We start from the raw sequence: 16,146 nt of genomic DNA, 5'->3' as shown, positions 1-16,146 counted from the left end.
TTCCAACGAATTGCATTATTCATGATCAATCGATCTGACTCGTTTTTACTCGGTCTTCTCTGTCCAACGATTTTGTGTCTCTTTAAATATCATAGTATTGATAGAGTTATGCAGGAAGTTAATGATTATTTTATTCGTTATCTCCCCACCTATAACTAACCAGTATGCTTGAGCTATCGTGTCCCGCTAGTTTAATCCAATGCCCTACAGTAATAAACATATTTCAAGTCCATAAACTACAATAGTTCCTAACCCTTCAAGTGAAACCATTCAATGCATTTTCGCTTTCATTGAATTTTCGCTAATGAAGTCCTCTCTATTAACTTCTTTAATTTATTTTAAATAAATCTTTTTAAATATTCCCCAAATATTTTGTTCGTAACTTTAGGGGTGATGTAACAATTATGAAATTGATTTAATTATGCAATAGCAAAAAAACACGCCATTGAAGGCGTGTTTCTGATTTATGCCTTGCTGATCAAGGCTTCAACGGAACCGTATAATCCCGGTTCACCGTAATCGAATCTCCGGTTCGGGACAGTGTGAGCGTATACTGGTCTAGCTTGGGCGCTAGAATATAGACGTTCAGATGTTCCGACTTGCTGTTATCCTCGGCGATGCCGAAGCCGTTCACATGGAAGGACTTCATGTCCTCTCTTTGTTTTTTCCTGTAAGCATCGTAAGCTTCTGTTCCTTCTTTATCGAATTTCTCTGTAAGATTCTCCTCTTGAGCGATGCCAAAAGATACGCCCTTCAGCCTCTTCTGTTCGGGACTGTCTTTTTTGATTTTCAAATGCAGATACCCTTCAGGCACGTAGTCTGCCCCCTCGATAACGATCTCCTTATTCTTAAAATGTATCGTACGCGGATATTCGCCGTTTAAAGGCAAATCCAGCTTCTCGCTTGGCTCGAATTCGCCTACACGGAGACTTCCAATATGAAGGGTCAATGAACGGACATTCGGTTCGAAATAAACGGACGATGAGAACGGCAATTGCAGCTGTCCGCCCTCATAATACAAGAGTCCGGAGCCTGAAGGATCGTACCGATACTCCCGGCCTTGATCGTCCTTCAAATACGGGGCAGTCTCATCGTCTCTCGGAAATTCGTAATACCATCCCTCAGGCCCTTTCAAAATCAGATTCATCGTCGTCGGTTGAATCGTCAACTTTTCCAAGCTCAGTTCCTTCAGATCAGAATCACCAATAGGCAGCGCCTGCTTCGGTTCTAGCACTTTATTGTGCAGCAGCTTGTCAGGCTGAATCGACACTTTCATAATCCCCATTTGCTGAATATCTAATTTATGTCCCTCATCGATTAAAGTTCTTTTGGTAACCTCTAGCTCAAGTTCGGTGCCCTGCGCTAAAAACTGCTTAACAACGCCATCGAACAACTGATACTTATACGTTTCCTGAAGCACTGGTTTCCCGCTGCCATCGGCAGCCGTGATGACAGACGAAGAGGTCGTCGATCCTTGACCAGCCAAGGTATTGAGGGGAGAAATCCAAATCGATACCGGACTGCTCCCATCGGTTAAATCGAATGCGTCAGTCTGAATGAAGCTTTTGAAAAGCAGCTCCTCTTCCGTCAGATAGATGTCGCTGATCGTAATGATTGTGCCGTCTAACTTCGTCGTCACCGGATCGATCGGTAAATAGTCGTGGTTCATCGCAGTCTGAACTCCGTCTTGCTCCCGGATATGCTTCAGCCAATCGATAGCGATATCGATGCCAGGCACACTTCTGACGAGCGATGCAAAAGCAGGAGACATGGTCACACCTGCAAAGAACGTTACCACTAAGATTACCGCTGCTGCCGTGCCTTTGAAGACGACAGGAATCTTCCGACGCTTGGACCTTCTAGATACAATCGGTTGCGATTCAATCTTCGGATTTCCATCCAGCTCCAGTTCGCCTCGATCGAATTTGCCGGGCAATTCCTCCGCGAATTGAAACAATGATTGAGGGACCGGAATCGTTGCCAGCGCTTGCGCTAAGCCTGCTTTCAAATCTGTATCACATTTTCTACTCATATCGTCAGCTCCTTTGCCTGCCCTTGTGCCTGTTGAAGCACAGCACTGAGTTTTAGTCTGGCATGATATAGCCGGGACTTGACCGTACCTTCTTTTATGTCTAGAAGACTGGCGATCTCCTCAATCTTTAGTTCCTGAAAATAATACAACCCGACAACGATCCGCTGATGCAGCTCCAGTGTAATGATCGACTCGAACAGCCGCTCCGACTGTTCCTTCTTGAGCAAATTTTCAAGCGGTGTAGAAGCTGCGTCCTGAATCTCCATGCCATCGATATCAACGATAATTTTATTACCCTGCTCTTTCCTCGCGATATCAATCGCCCGGTTAGCTAGCAACCGACTAAACCAACCATGAAGTCTGTTAATTTCTTTGCCGCTCACGATCGTCGAATACAATTCAATTAGTGCGTTCTGTACCGCTTCCTCCGCCAACGGCTTGGATTGCAGCATCATATATGCGGTCCGATAAGCCTTCGGAATCAGCGGATTCACCAATGTCCGGAAAGCGTCTTTATTCCCCTGCCTAATCTCGTCCATTAGCCGTTGTTCATTCTCCACTTCCATGATGTTTCTCCTCTCTCATTTGTCTCTATATACATAAGGCGTAAAGAACCGGATTTCGGTTCACTTATTTCTCGTAAAATTTCAAAAAAATTCAAAGCGTATCGGGATACACAAATGATCATACATGAATCTGTCTATTCGGACGTTATCGTTAAAACAAAAAAAGCCGCAACTCCGCGACTTTAAGCATATAGTTCTTATCACGACATTTGTCTTTATTCGTGTTTTGCAAAAATTCTTATAAGCAAAATAATAAATAGTGCAAGAAAAGCATACCCCATATTTATATAAAGTGAAGTGATTTCGAGTGGAGTCGTAGGTTTATCAAAAAATATATAGTAACCCAAAAATATAACATACATGATTGAACCTATCGTAATAATATCAAAGGTACGTTTTATGATTTTTTTTGACATACATTTCTCCTTCGTACCTCAATTTAATCTGCATGTTTAGCCGCTGCACTTGCCACATATGAAACTTTTATTAAACTATCATGTCCCGTTAGTGTAATGATTTATCAACCACGCTTATACCATAAAACACCATCTAACGCCAAACCTATCAATAAATGAGACTAGACATGGACTGAAGAAAATTGGGCCTATTGGGGTGATTGTTTTGCTGTTATCATTTATTATTTGATATGCCTCTCTTAAAACTTCCTCGTTTTCAAAAATTGCGACAATTTCCATAGTAGATTCAGCTTGGGACTCATTTGTCCCGCCAAAGTCACTGAGCATTAACCTAGTTCCAAGAATATGCATCTCAGCGTGAATGACGAATTTTTCAGGATCTTTTTGAGTGTCATACATCATTGAATCTGTTTCGGTTCTAAAGGCTTTTTTATAAAGTTCGATTGCTTCAGAACAAGCGCCATTCAAATAAAGCTGTGGTACTAACATAGCTCCACTCCCTTTGAAATCAATTGATTTTTCAAAAAAAAGAAAATGTATACCTACATAATCTACCATATGTGCAAAAATAGGACTTCATAATTGGGCAATGAATTAAGAATAGTTTCTGAACTATCCTGTCCGTAACTTCAATAAAAACGGCAGCTGATCATTACGCAGCATCAGAATTACCATCAGAACCATATCCGTAAATACCAGTAAACTTTAATATCAAACGACTTGTACGTCCGAGCGTAGCACGACTAGGAGCATCACAAGAAAGAGAATAAACGAATGCATCGGATACTTGTAAAAAAGTAAAATTTATTTACATCGTAATTAATTCCTATTTTATTTGAATATGGTAAATTATAGACCGAAAGTATAAGCGGTTTAACTTTTTTGGGGGAGGAGGATTTCATACCAAAATCAAAAAGGGAGGTGTAGCAATGATTACACGAAGCAAAATGATGGCTTTGATTCTCTGCTTTTGTATGTTACTCGCTTTATTACCTACATCAGGCTTCGCCGAGGCAGAGGTTGAAGTCGCAACTGTGGCAGGTGCTGTACCGAATCCGTGGAAGCAACAAAATATCGGTTCTCCTGCATTACCAGGCAGCGCTTCTTACGATCCGGGGGTTGATCAATTTACCGTAAGCGGTGCTGGCACAGACATCTGGGGCAAATCGGATCAGTTCAATTATCTCTATCAGCCCTGGACGGGAGATGGCGCTATCATTGCCCTTGTCTCTTCTCAGACCAATTCACACGACTTTGCGAAGGCGGGAATCATGATAAGGGAAACGTTGAATGCCAATTCCAAACATGTCGATTTGCTATTGACGCCTTCCAACGGGTTCACATTCCAGTACCGGGCTGAGACGGGCGGAACATCTCAGAGTGTTAAAATTGCTTCGACGAGCCCGGCCTGGGTAAAACTTGAACGCAAAGGCAATGTGATCAAAGGATATGTATCCAACAACGGGTTGAATTGGGGCGATTTAGGCAACTTGACTCTTACGATGAACGCTTCATTGTATGTAGGATTGGCTGTCACGAGCCATAATGGTTCCAGCCTAGTCACGGCCACCTTTGACAAAGTAAAAGTCAATGCTACCGGTGATGTATTCCCACCTACAGAACCAACCAACTTGGTAGCAAACCAAGTAACGGATACCACTGCGAACATATCCTGGACTGCATCGCTGGATGATGTTGGCGTAATAGGCTATGATTTATACAAAGATAATGTCCTGACGCAAACGAATATCAAAGCTACGACCTATACCTTTACCGGATTAACGCCGAATACCACCTATCAATTCACGGTCAAAGCCAAAGATGCGGCAGGAAATATATCCAATCCCAGCAGCCCTCTCATCGTTAAAACGACAAACCAAACCGATTCGCAAGCCCCCACCGCTCCGACAGGACTTCAAAGTCCGAGCAAAACATCTTCATCAGTCAATCTAACCTGGACGGCATCAACAGATAACGTCAGCGTCTATGCGTACGACATTTATACAAATGGCACACTCGCTGGAAACACGCCTACGACATCTTTTAATGTAACAGGACTTTCAGCAAATAGCTCGTATACTTTCACCGTAAAAGCAAGGGACTTAGCAGGAAATAGTTCTGCAGCTAGCACTGCGTTGTCAGTTAAAACCAACCCCGCCTCTTCCGAACCTTACACGCCAGAGATTGTCGCTAACAACCTGGAAACACCATGGGCTGTTGATTTTGCATCGGATGGGCGGATTTTCTTCACCGAACGCAACAGCGGCAGAGTTCGTGTCATCGTGAACGGGAAGTTGAAATCCACGCCAGTCATTACGCTGGGCTCGCCTTTTTATTACATGCCTAAGAGCGAAGGCGGCTTATTGGGCCTGGTTCTCGATCCTAATTTCACCACCAATCATTATATGTATATCTACCATTCCTACAAAACATCAGACAACAAAGTTGCTAATCAGGTCGTTCGATTGAAAGAGAATAATAACATCGCTACAGTAGACAAAGTCCTTATAACGAATCTTCCTGGTGCGGTCTATCATAATGGCGGTCGGCTGAAAATAGGCCCAGACAAAAAGCTGTATTTCAGTGACGGTAATTACGGCAACAAAGACGATACCCTTACTTACCTTGGAGGGAAAATATTCCGTCTGAATTTGGACGGCACCATTCCGAGTGATAATCCGTATGCCTCCTCGCCAATTTATAGCCGTGGGCACCGGAATCCTCAAGGATTAGCATGGCAGCCTGGAACGAACCGTCTCTTTGCTTCGGAGCACGGTGAATCCTCTAAAGATGAGATTAACTACATTCAACCAGGTAACAATTACGGTTGGCCTAAATATGAGGGTGGGAACCAGAATCAACCTGGCATTACGCCTCCGCTCATTTATGCGAATGGCACGACCTGGGCGCCTTCGGGCATGACCTTTGTAACGCAAGGGCCATGGGCGGGAAATCTACTTGTGACCAATTTAAAAGGCAAACAGATCATTCGCATGATCATTGGAGAGCAGAACGGCCAACCTACGATCAAGAGCAGTGATCTAACTTACTTGTTCGTGAATAAATACGGTCGTATTCGCGACATTGTCGAAGCGCCAGACGGATCACTCTATTTCGTCACCAGTAACAATGGCGACAAAAACGGTGACGGCACCCCTGATAAACTTATTCGACTGGTACCTAACTTCTAGCCAAATAGGAATGAGAAAAAGCAATGCAGACCACGCTCCCCTTTCCCGTAAAATCGCCAGCAGATGCAGCTGGGTAATTCAACTTGCCTGCTGCCAATGAGATCATATCGGGAAGAGATCAAGTTCTTGTCATCGTGATTTGAGAAGAACTTGATCTCATAAAAATAAAAAGCCGCATAATTAGCGGCTTCTAATATTACATTGTTATTGTCCCTCGACAATTATTTAATTTATCAAAACAACCCGGTCACCACCAAATGATCGGGCTGGTTTGAATCACTTCCATAAAGCCCCAGGACCCACATCTGCAGTCATAAGCGGGCGGTTCTCCTTAGATCCGCTAGCATGATATTCATCGGCACCCACATCTGGCGAATACCGCATCTGCCCATCCATGTCATCCAGCGTGAACAAGGGGCTGACGGCTGCATCAATGGCAGGACTGTAAATGGACAAGCGGATTAATCCGTCTATACCGCGGACCAACCGCAGATCTACTTTTTTGACCGTTCCGCCCACAATGGGATTGTTCGAAGCTGATGCAATTCCTTCAACCATATTGCCTTTATATTCAGGTCTTTCCGTTGCCGGAGCTTTCATCATTGCAGTGGTTTCATTAAAGATCGTGCCTGCATTGCTGAAGATTAGATTGTTGTATATTTTCGTTCCTACGGGTTGATAGGTTCTTCCGCCAAGCGTGATCGCAGGAGTGCTGTCGCCTACATTGACAATCGTATTGTGGAAAATCTGGACGTTGTACTGTCTCCAGTGCCCACGCAAGAGCTCTGTTCTTTCCTCTTCTGGAAGACTGTTCAGCACAGCGGTTTGCTCCTTATCTCCTCCCCACCGTACGGTTGGATTCGTTCCACCTTCAGGCCCCCCGTCATGCGTACCGCCGTCAAGACGAATAACCTTATCGGTTAGCCCCTCCATATAATTGTTGAAGATTTTGTGATCGTTGCCATAGATGCGGAAACCGCTGAGGCCCGGTGTTTTGCCGTCTCCGAGTATAAAATTGCCATAGAAGCTGTTACGGTTGCCGTGTCGTGATACGATGCCACCATAGGAGTTGCGTATCGTATTATAACGGATTATGTTATCACTGCTTTTCACCGAAATAATTTCGTCTTCCCCATTTAACCCGTCAAATAAATTATGCTGGATGGTCACATGGCCGGAATACAGGGATAGACTAGATAGTCCAAGTCGGATCGCCTCCAGACCATTACTGACCCGCGGACCGATATCATGGAAATGATTGTATTCAATGACATCGTATTGTGAGATGCTTTGTCCGCTGTGCCCCTCTCCGTCATAAATCACTACCGCGCCAAAGCCCTTCTTCGGCCCAATGTCGTTATAAGCGATGCGATTATGGCTGCTCTTCCCTTCAACCCGGATATAATGCCGGTTCGTCCCGTTATCCGTCAGCAAGTTATTGTCTTCATATGGCGTAGGACCGTTGTACACTTCGGCGCTCGGTTCATAGCTGCTGTCGCCGTACCGGCAGCTTCCTTCGACATTCACTAGGCACCATACGGAACGGTTATCCACCTTGAACCTATACGGCTGGTTGGTCTCGTCTAGAGCAAACGTATTGCCGAGAATAGAAATGTGGCTGGCACTCTGCAATTGCACACCTGGGTGGACACCGGTCAGCGTCCGGTTAGCAAGACCTCGCTCAATCAGCGACTGGTTACCTGCTTCATCCCCGATTCCGTTCTGGAACTTAAGTCCGCCCACCTCGACGTAACTTGAATCTTCGATATGCATGTAACTGTTGCCTGTGATTACCGCTTTGCCGGGATTTGCTGCCGTAATGCGGATCGGATAAGCTGCACTTCCGTTCTTCTTCTGAATCACAAATGGACCGTTTTGTTCATAGCTTCCATTTTGAAGTTCGATCCATGTGCCGCTCACCGCCTGGTCCAGCGCCTGCTGCAGCTCCTTCGCAGTCTGGACTTTAATATGCTTAAGTACCGGAGGTTCTACATCGCCTTCGTTGACATTCCCTGCATCCGCAGGAGGGAGATTCGGCTCCCCCGTCACTGGCAGGGTTCCCGTATATAATTCTACTTCCATGATGCTGTTCCATTTGCCCGAGCTTCCGCTTGCATTATTACCATAACCGGTAAGACGCAAATATCTGGCCTTCACCGGATTATCAATCATGTAGGTCTGCAGAATGCTGTCTTCAGCCTGAAGCTGACGACTGAACTGCTTGTGCATTACGGTCATTCCCGATCTGAAATCGGGTGAATCAGATATTGTCATATCAAAGCTCGAAAGTCGTTCTCTTGCATTCAAAAAGGCGATTTTCACATGGGTTACTTTCTGTGCCTCCCCAAGATCGAATTGAAGCCATTCTCCCTGTCCGGATGCCGACCAGCGACTTTGCTGGCTGACCTCATCCTCTCCCCAGATCCCGTCCAATACATTGGCAGGTACGAAATTGGTATTCGGCTGGGATGAGCTGGCCGTGATGCCACTTACCACCAGTTTATCTAGTGTCATTTCGTCCCCTCCTGTCTCGATTGTGGCTCCCACAGCATGTGATGGTTGTAGTGTTAGTGATCCCAGGATCAGCAGGAATGCTAATTCCAGGCAGATTCTAGCGGAATATCGACATTTCCACATTTTTGTCAATAGCGTATCCAATACACTCCACCTCATTTTTCATCAAATAAAATGCTAAAATGTACGATGGGACCAGCCGCGAAGTTTGGCCAGCGCCTCTACATAATAATAATCCCCGTAAATCAAGGACACGTGGATATTAACCCCCTCCGGCTTATGACCTGTCGCGCCGTACAGAATGCCTTCATGGCCAGTGTCACGGAATGCTGAATATTTCTCGGATAAAGATGTAAGGATGCGCACAGCGGCTTGATGGTACACGGTCCCTACTTCCGGAGAGGTTAAGGCAGCAAGCTCGAGCAATCCAGATGCGGCTATTGCCGCAGCGGAAGTATCTCGCGGCTCCGCTTCCTGGTTCGGGACACGGAAGTCCCAAGGCGGAACATGATCCTCCGGTAGAGAGGCTATAAAGTAATGGGCAACCTGCTGGGATGCATGCAGGTACTTGATATCTCCCGTATACCGGTACGTATTCGCCATACCGTACAACGCCCAAGCATTCCCCCTTGACCAGCAGGAATCCGGTGCATATCCCTGCCCCCCTTTATATTCCTGCAGGTCGCCGCTTGCAGGATCAAACACAGCGATATGGCATGTGGATCCGTCGGGTCGAATCATATGCTTCAGCGCCATATCAGCATGCGCTTTGGCAATATGGGTGAACCGCGGATCACCACTCTCCTCTGCCGCCCAGAATAGAATAGACAAATTCATGAGGCAGTCAATGATTGCCCAGCCCGGTAAATCCTTGTTCCATGCCCGTAGATATTGTCCAGCTAAGTTAAAGCGTCCGGCTAGGAAGTTGGCGGCTGCGAACCCTCTCCGTCTACCGTCTGGATCGCCAGTTAGCTTATATTTCAGAACGGAGGTCGGCAGAAATTGAAAACCGACGTCATGATGGAAACGGTTCTCTTCAAGCATCAGCCGCTCGATGCGGACATCCCATTCCCATGCGGCGTTCCGGTACTTCTCATCCCGTGTGATGTCATAGTAGATCCATAGCATCCCTGGCCAAAAACCTGAAATCCAATTGTCCAGCGTCAATCCATCATACTCCCCGCCCTTCGCGGCATGCGGAGCCAGTTCTGGTCCTTTGGCTATTAAGAGGTCAACTTTTTGCTGAGCCTGCCTCCACCATTCATCGCGTTTGGGATCACTTCCAGTCGCAAACGTATTCATCACATGACCTCCTAGATTTTTCCTGTATTGTTTAACCTTTTATGGCACCGATCATGGCACCTTTGACGAAATATTTTTGCAAAAACGGGTATACGAACAGAATCGGAACGGTCGCCACGATAATAGTCGCGTGTTTAAGTGTCTCACCGATCATCGCGACGTCCCCGCCGGTTGCGCCTGTAGCCATCGAGCTGGCATCATTCAGCAGCAGCAACTCACGTAAGACGAGCTGAAGCGGGTAAAGGGAACGGTCCTGTACATAGATCATCGCGCTAAACCATGAATTCCAGTGGCTGACCCCGTAATACAACAGCATGACGGCCATGACAGGCATGCACAGCGGAATCATAATGCGGAACAGGATCACGAACTCATTCGCCCCATCGATTTTCGCCGATTCTTCCAGGCTGTCCGGCACAGCTTCGAAAGCGGTTCTCATAATGATCAGATTGAATGCCGATATCGCCTGCGGGATGATCAATGACCATAACGTGTTCGTCAGCCCGAGCCCTTTTACCGTGAAATATAAAGGAATGAGTCCCCCGTTAAAAAACATCGTAAATACGATAAACAACATGAGCTGCTTGCGGTACCGAAGTCCTTTCCGAGATAACGCATATGCCCCAAAGGCTGTAAGAATCATATTCAGCACAAGACCGCCTGCAAGCACGATAAACGTATTGATATATCCTCGAATGATCATCGGATTCTCGAAAACCAGACGATAGGCATTCAAGTTGAAATGCAGCGGCTTCCACAAAATCCCTGAATGCTGCATATATAAGGTTGGCTCGCTTAAAGAAGCGAATAACACGTAAACCAAAGGATACAGCGTACAAATCGTTAATACCGTTAAAAAGGTATAGTTAAAGACATCAAAGATCTTCCCGAGGGTGGATGCTCCTGCTCCTTCTCTTCCTCGCCTCATGTGATCATTCCCCCTACCACAAGCTTGTATTGTTCATCTTCCGGCTTAGCCAGTTGGAGCATATGACCAGCGTAAAATTAATCGCAGAGTTGAATAGTCCCACGGCTGACCCGAAGCTGTAATCGAATTCCTGCAGTCCCATTCGGTATACATAAGAACTGATCACATCCGCCGTATCGTAGATGGACGGATTATAGAGTAGAATGATTTTCTCGCCTCCGACATTCATAATTCTGCCCATCTCGAGGATGAAGAGGATGATAATTGTGGGTAGGATTCCCGGCAAAGTCACATGTAGCATCTGCTTCCAGCGACTTGCCCCGTCCATTCGGGCTGCTTCGTACTGTTCCTGGTCAATACCGGCCAACGCTGCCAAATAAATGATGGTTCCCCACCCGATATTTTGCCAGATCCCCGACGAGATAAAGATAGTCCGGAAATATTCCGATTCAAGCAGCATCGATACCCGCTCCCAGCCAAAAAACGAAAACAGATCGTTAATGATCCCGTCACTCATCGTAAACTCTTTGATAATGCCGCATACGACAACCAGCGAGATAAAATGGGGCATATACGTTAATGTCTGCACCGTGCGCTTGAACAACGTTTTCCTCACTTCGTTTAACAAAAGGGCCAGAATCAGCGGTGCGGGAAAAGCGAAAATAAGCTCATAAATGCTGATTAACAGCGTATTCTTGATAATGCGCCAGAAGTAGATTCCTTGAAAAAAAGACTCGAAATGCTCCCAACCAACCCATGGACTGCCCATAATGCCGAGCCGCGGGGAAAAATCTTTAAAAGCAATCAGGGCCCCGTACATCGGATAGTAGTTGAATACGGTGAAGTACAACAGTACGGGGGTCAGCATGATATACAACCAGGGGTTTTTCCGGATATCTTTCGGCAGTCCCCACCGGCCTAATGTTTTGGTACGGGCATAAGGCAGCCGGGTCGAATGCTCTACTTGAGACGGATGTTTTGCCATGCCTTGTCACTCCTCATGATCAATCTGCCGCCCGGAGAGAGGCTTCTGTCACCGTTCCCTCCGGACCGGCATCATTATCGCTTGTTATAACGATCCAATGCACTCTGATAGATTTCGACCGCCCGGTCGATGCCCAGCTTCTTGATCTGTGCAACGTACTGATCGTAGTTTTCGATTGCTTCCTTACCGACGATGAACTTCACGAACATCTCTTCCTTATAATTGTTTACGTTCGTCATGATTTTTCCGAGCTCCTTGCTTTCTTCATCCGTCGGGGTCAGGAAAGCCGGTAATATATGCTTCTCTGCTTCGGTATTGGACCAAATCTTAACGGCTTCATCCTGCTCGGGGTATGTGTTCCAGTTACGGCGCGAATCTACTTCGTATGGACCATTCGGCTTGGCGTAGATCGATACCATCTGCTGCAGGGTATATTTTTCATTATTTTTAATCTGATTGGTGTAGACAGGGGTTCCGTTCTCCATCGTGTAGCTCTCACCTTCGATGCCAAAGTTAAACAGCATAGCACCTTCATCGCTGTAGGCGTAATCCAGCCACTTCGCAACCAACTCCGGATTTTTGGCGGCTGTCGTTATGGCTTTGCTGGCGCCCGGGTTGTATTTGAAATCCCGCTGTCCAATAAACGGAATCTCGCCTTTATTCAACGATGGATATGGAGCACCCACGAGTTTAAACTTTGGATCCTGCTTCTTCATCGCATCCATCCACTTGCCTATCCCGCCGCTGAGTTGATGCACCGTTGCGCCGGTCTGACCTGTCAACATCTTGTTGTCCAGTGCCTTCGAATCGGTAAGGGCAAAGTCCTTATCGAATAAGCCCTCCGCAAACCATTTGCGGAACAGTGTCAAGAATTCTTTATACTCCGGATCCACGGGACCATATTTCACTTTCCCTTCATCGCCAATATAAAAAGTGTTGGACGTATGATACGCTCCGATAAAGGCATCACGAATTTCAAAGTTCCCGCCTGTGTACGTTACGCTAAGCGGCGCTTTCGCGCCTTTTTTCTCCTTGAACGCCTTTAACGTGGTTTCCCACTCATCAATCGTCGTTGGCACAGGGAGATTCAAATCGTCCAACCAGTCTTTGCGGATCATCGGACCGCGGAATACAAGCCCAGCTGGATTACGGATCATCGGGAATACATAATATTTGCCGCTGTCCGTTTTCACCATTTTGTCGAGTTCCTTGTCTTCTTCCAGCTTCTTCTTCAGGTTCGGCGCATATTTGTCAATGATGTCATTCAGCTCCAAGATCACCCCGTCTTTGATTGCTTTCTCCGGTCCTCCGGGATAAGACCCCGCACTTCGTCCCGTCCAGTCGTATTCGATCGTATCTGGAAGCTCATCCGAAGCAATCATCAGATTGAATTGTTCTTTGGTCTGCTGCTCATTCGGATGGATGTACTTCACTTGAACGCCCGTTTTATCAGCAAGCGCTTTGCCGAATGGCGTATCGGCTAGATTCGGAAAAAATGTAACCGCATTCATATTTAGGGCTTCCCAAGAGGTAATCCCCTCGCTGCTCTTCAGCGGATACGACGTGCCGAGAACTGATGCAGCGTTTTTGCCTTCCTGAAGGTTCGATTTTGCTTCCGTCCCCCCTTACTCTCTTCTTGGGAGCATCCCGCGAGTACCAAGCTCATAAGCAGGATGCCAGTTACTCCCGTTTTCAATGGTCTGAACAAGCTTTTCCTTAGCTGAAAATATTGCGCCATCCCCATTCCTCCGATTCAGGATTGTTTAAATGAAGTACTCGATGCCTATTGTTCAACAAATCCGCAGAAGTGAACATAGACAAAACATAAAATCACAGGCAATTTGTAAAATGCCTGTGATTTTTTTAATTGCATCGCTTAATTTGCCGCCTTTTGATATGCTCCAGGCGTGGTGCCTTCGAATTTTTTGAACGTCCTCACAAATGTGCTGACATCCGCATAACCTACGCGACCAGCAACTTCATTGACTGTCAACTTGTGTTCCTGTAGGAGATCCTTAGCTTCGGCAAGACGCGAACGGTTAATCGTATCGAGCAGCGTCTCGCCCGTGTGATCTTTATACAGGCGCGATATGTAAGAAGGGGTCATTCGGAAGGCGTCCCCGATCATGGAAATATTCAGATTGGGGTCATGTAATTGATTCGCGATATAACACTGTACATCTTCAATTAAATAACGGTGATGATCCCTCTTCTCGGTTAGGATCCATTCACAGACCTGCTTCAGTTTGCCCTTCATCTGTTCCTTCATCTGCAGCACATGTTCACATGCGAGCAGCTGCTCCACATCGAGGAGATGCAATTCTAGCATACGCTTGCTTGTTACGCTCACCTCATCGAGTGTATTCAGCATCGTGCTAGCCAGGTTGTACATGAGGCATTTTGCAAGAGGTACGGATACGGGGCGACCCGAGAAGTTTTCCCTAAAAATATCCTCAAGCAGAGCTTCCGCTTTCGGATAATTCCCGCTTTTCACCACATAAATCAGCTGCTGTTCCACGCTTAGAGGATAATAATAATGATGTCCCGATGCATGCTTCACATGTGTATCCACATATCGGATGAATTGCCCACTCCCAAGTACAATCCGGTATTCAAGCGCATCCAGTGCCTCCTGGTAGGACTGCGTAATGCCATAGATGTGGGAATGAACTTCACCAACCGCGATCGTCAGATTCACCTGCATCTGCTCATGCATAAATTCACGAATCTGTGCCGTAATGCGCTCCAGGATCCGCTCTTCCTGTTCTACAGAAGTGCTGTTTTGGAAATTCACAACCGATGCAAGAATATCATTCATATCTGTGGCGTATACCAGAGCCTCGCCTGCTGATGTATCTTCCAGCACGTTTGTCAGAATAAAATGCAGCATTTGCTGTTTTTTATCCGAGAGGTCTTCCGAGCCGTATTGTTCGAATTTTCCGTAATCATCCACCGATATGAGCATGACGACAAACCGTTCGGACAAAAACCGGATGTGATGAGCGGCTAGCGATTCATGCAAGAGTGCATCTTGCTCTAAAGCCCCTTTCAGCAGTCTGCGGAGCAGATGGGCGCGGATCGTATTCCGGTGCTTGTCCAAGCGGGCACGCATATCTTCTTTTTCCGTAAAATAATCATGGATAGCACCTTGCAAAAAGGAATATTCACTCGAACCGCCGTCGAATCGCAATCCGAATTTATGGGAAAGACTCTGCAGCATGACTTGGATTGGCATGTAATTTTTACGCAGAAAGAGGACGCAGATGACGCCGCCGACCAAAAAACACAGCCCGATGCTGATCCAGGTCAACTTGCGCATATACTCCATTTTCTCGTTGAACAGGGTTGCCGGTACGACGGATACGTATTTCCAGCCCGTAATTTTGGACGTAATAAAGGAGACTGCCGCCTGATGTTCCTGTACCTCCTTATACACCATCCCCCGTTGCCCCTGAAGCTCTTCGTATCCGAGCCGCTGCGGCAGTGTTCCGGAATGATCCGGAGCAGCGATGTAGCGGTTTTCCGCATCCAGAATGAACATGCTTGCATCCGGATACCGAGGAGCACTCTCGATTAACTTGGCATCCTTCATGACGAATAAGACGATGGCAGGCGGCTGGCCTGGCATGTTGAAGACGAGTGAGCGTGCGAATACGACCACCGGGGCCACCGTGCCGTCATCCCAGTACTTCATCGGTGTATAAGCGTTTACATATTTATGTTCAAATAAGCCGTTCCACGCCTCGAAAGTCGTATTTTGCTGGGGGCGCAGCTTTTGATACAAACCTTCGCTGTTCATATGATCATAAGTGGATATGACTGTGTCACTATTCGTATACCACACATAGATTTGATCAATGTAATCATTGGCGTTCTTATAGGTTCTCAGACTCTCCGAAATTTGAAACAGATCATAGTAGTGCGCGTCCAACAGCGGAGAATCAATACTGGAGAAGCTCGATATGTTACGGTTTAACGCGATTTCAAGGCTTAGTTGATCAAGACCCTTCAGCTTGCTGTCAATGGACATTTCCATCTGCTCGAGCAGTAGATCATTCGCCCGGCTGGTCTCGGCCTTGACCTGGTTGAACGAGATCGAATACATGACAAAACTGATGAGCGTCGGTACCATAAGAACGGTGATATAGGAAACCAACCAGGTTACAATCACGCTTCGGTTGTACTTGCGCAGCTGCTTGAACATCATCCGAT

At 46.5% G+C, this 16,146-nt stretch carries 11 protein-coding genes; 1 reads left to right on the top strand and 10 read right to left on the bottom strand.

Translation table 11 applies throughout. The features are described from left to right. Positions 1 to 478 precede the first annotated feature (478 nt). From GCU39_RS07770 to GCU39_RS07760, 3 genes are all read right to left on the bottom strand, one after another. Positions 479 to 2,032: a DUF4179 domain-containing protein gene (locus GCU39_RS07770; RefSeq protein ID WP_152392989.1), complete on the bottom strand. Its 1,554-nt coding sequence runs from the start codon at positions 2,030 to 2,032 to the stop codon at positions 479 to 481. Beyond that, positions 2,029 to 2,598, bottom strand: a complete 570-nt coding sequence (locus GCU39_RS07765) for an RNA polymerase sigma factor (protein ID WP_152392988.1) — start codon at positions 2,596 to 2,598, stop codon at positions 2,029 to 2,031. The genes GCU39_RS07770 and GCU39_RS07765 overlap by 4 nt, the downstream gene beginning before the upstream one ends. Before the next feature lie 530 nt (positions 2,599 to 3,128). Continuing rightward, positions 3,129 to 3,503: a VOC family protein gene (locus GCU39_RS07760; protein ID WP_193726816.1), complete on the bottom strand. Its 375-nt coding sequence runs from the start codon at positions 3,501 to 3,503 to the stop codon at positions 3,129 to 3,131. 440 nt (positions 3,504 to 3,943) lie between these two features. On the opposite strand from GCU39_RS07760, the gene GCU39_RS07755 reads away from it, so the two are divergent. Beyond that, positions 3,944 to 6,205 (top strand): PQQ-dependent sugar dehydrogenase, encoded by a 2,262-nt coding sequence (locus GCU39_RS07755; RefSeq protein ID WP_152392986.1) that lies wholly within the window; start codon positions 3,944 to 3,946, stop codon positions 6,203 to 6,205. 276 nt (positions 6,206 to 6,481) lie between these two features. Here GCU39_RS07755 and GCU39_RS07750 read toward each other — a convergent pair whose 3' ends face one another. From GCU39_RS07750 to GCU39_RS07725, 7 genes are all read right to left on the bottom strand, one after another. After that, positions 6,482 to 8,719 (bottom strand): chondroitinase-B domain-containing protein, encoded by a 2,238-nt coding sequence (locus GCU39_RS07750; protein ID WP_193726815.1) that lies wholly within the window; start codon positions 8,717 to 8,719, stop codon positions 6,482 to 6,484. A gap of 177 nt (positions 8,720 to 8,896) precedes the next feature. Next, the gene (locus tag GCU39_RS07745) at positions 8,897 to 10,021 is read right to left on the bottom strand and encodes a glycoside hydrolase family 88 protein (RefSeq protein ID WP_152392984.1); all 1,125 of its coding nucleotides are present in this window, start codon (positions 10,019 to 10,021) and stop codon (positions 8,897 to 8,899) included. Between the two features lie 31 nt (positions 10,022 to 10,052). Beyond that, complete coding sequence (locus GCU39_RS07740) at positions 10,053 to 10,949, bottom strand: carbohydrate ABC transporter permease (protein ID WP_152392983.1); 897 nt, start codon at positions 10,947 to 10,949, stop codon at positions 10,053 to 10,055. A 13-nt stretch (positions 10,950 to 10,962) separates the two neighbouring features. Continuing rightward, positions 10,963 to 11,934, bottom strand: a complete 972-nt coding sequence (locus tag GCU39_RS07735) for an ABC transporter permease (protein ID WP_152392982.1) — start codon at positions 11,932 to 11,934, stop codon at positions 10,963 to 10,965. A 74-nt stretch (positions 11,935 to 12,008) separates the two neighbouring features. Next, a complete protein-coding gene (locus GCU39_RS07730; protein WP_227793482.1) occupies positions 12,009 to 13,445 on the bottom strand; it encodes an extracellular solute-binding protein in 1,437 nt (478 codons plus the stop codon). Between the two features lie 38 nt (positions 13,446 to 13,483). Next, complete coding sequence (locus GCU39_RS31830) at positions 13,484 to 13,672, bottom strand: hypothetical protein (protein WP_227793481.1); 189 nt, start codon at positions 13,670 to 13,672, stop codon at positions 13,484 to 13,486. 138 nt (positions 13,673 to 13,810) lie between these two features. Further along, positions 13,811 to 16,141, bottom strand: a complete 2,331-nt coding sequence (locus GCU39_RS07725; protein WP_152392981.1) for a helix-turn-helix domain-containing protein — start codon at positions 16,139 to 16,141, stop codon at positions 13,811 to 13,813. Positions 16,142 to 16,146 lie beyond the last annotated feature (5 nt).

This window comes from Paenibacillus guangzhouensis, from assembly GCF_009363075.1.
In the GTDB taxonomy this organism is placed as follows: Bacteria; Bacillota; Bacilli; order Paenibacillales; family Paenibacillaceae; genus Paenibacillus_K; species Paenibacillus_K guangzhouensis.
This window is presented reverse-complemented; position numbering and strand designations above follow the sequence as displayed.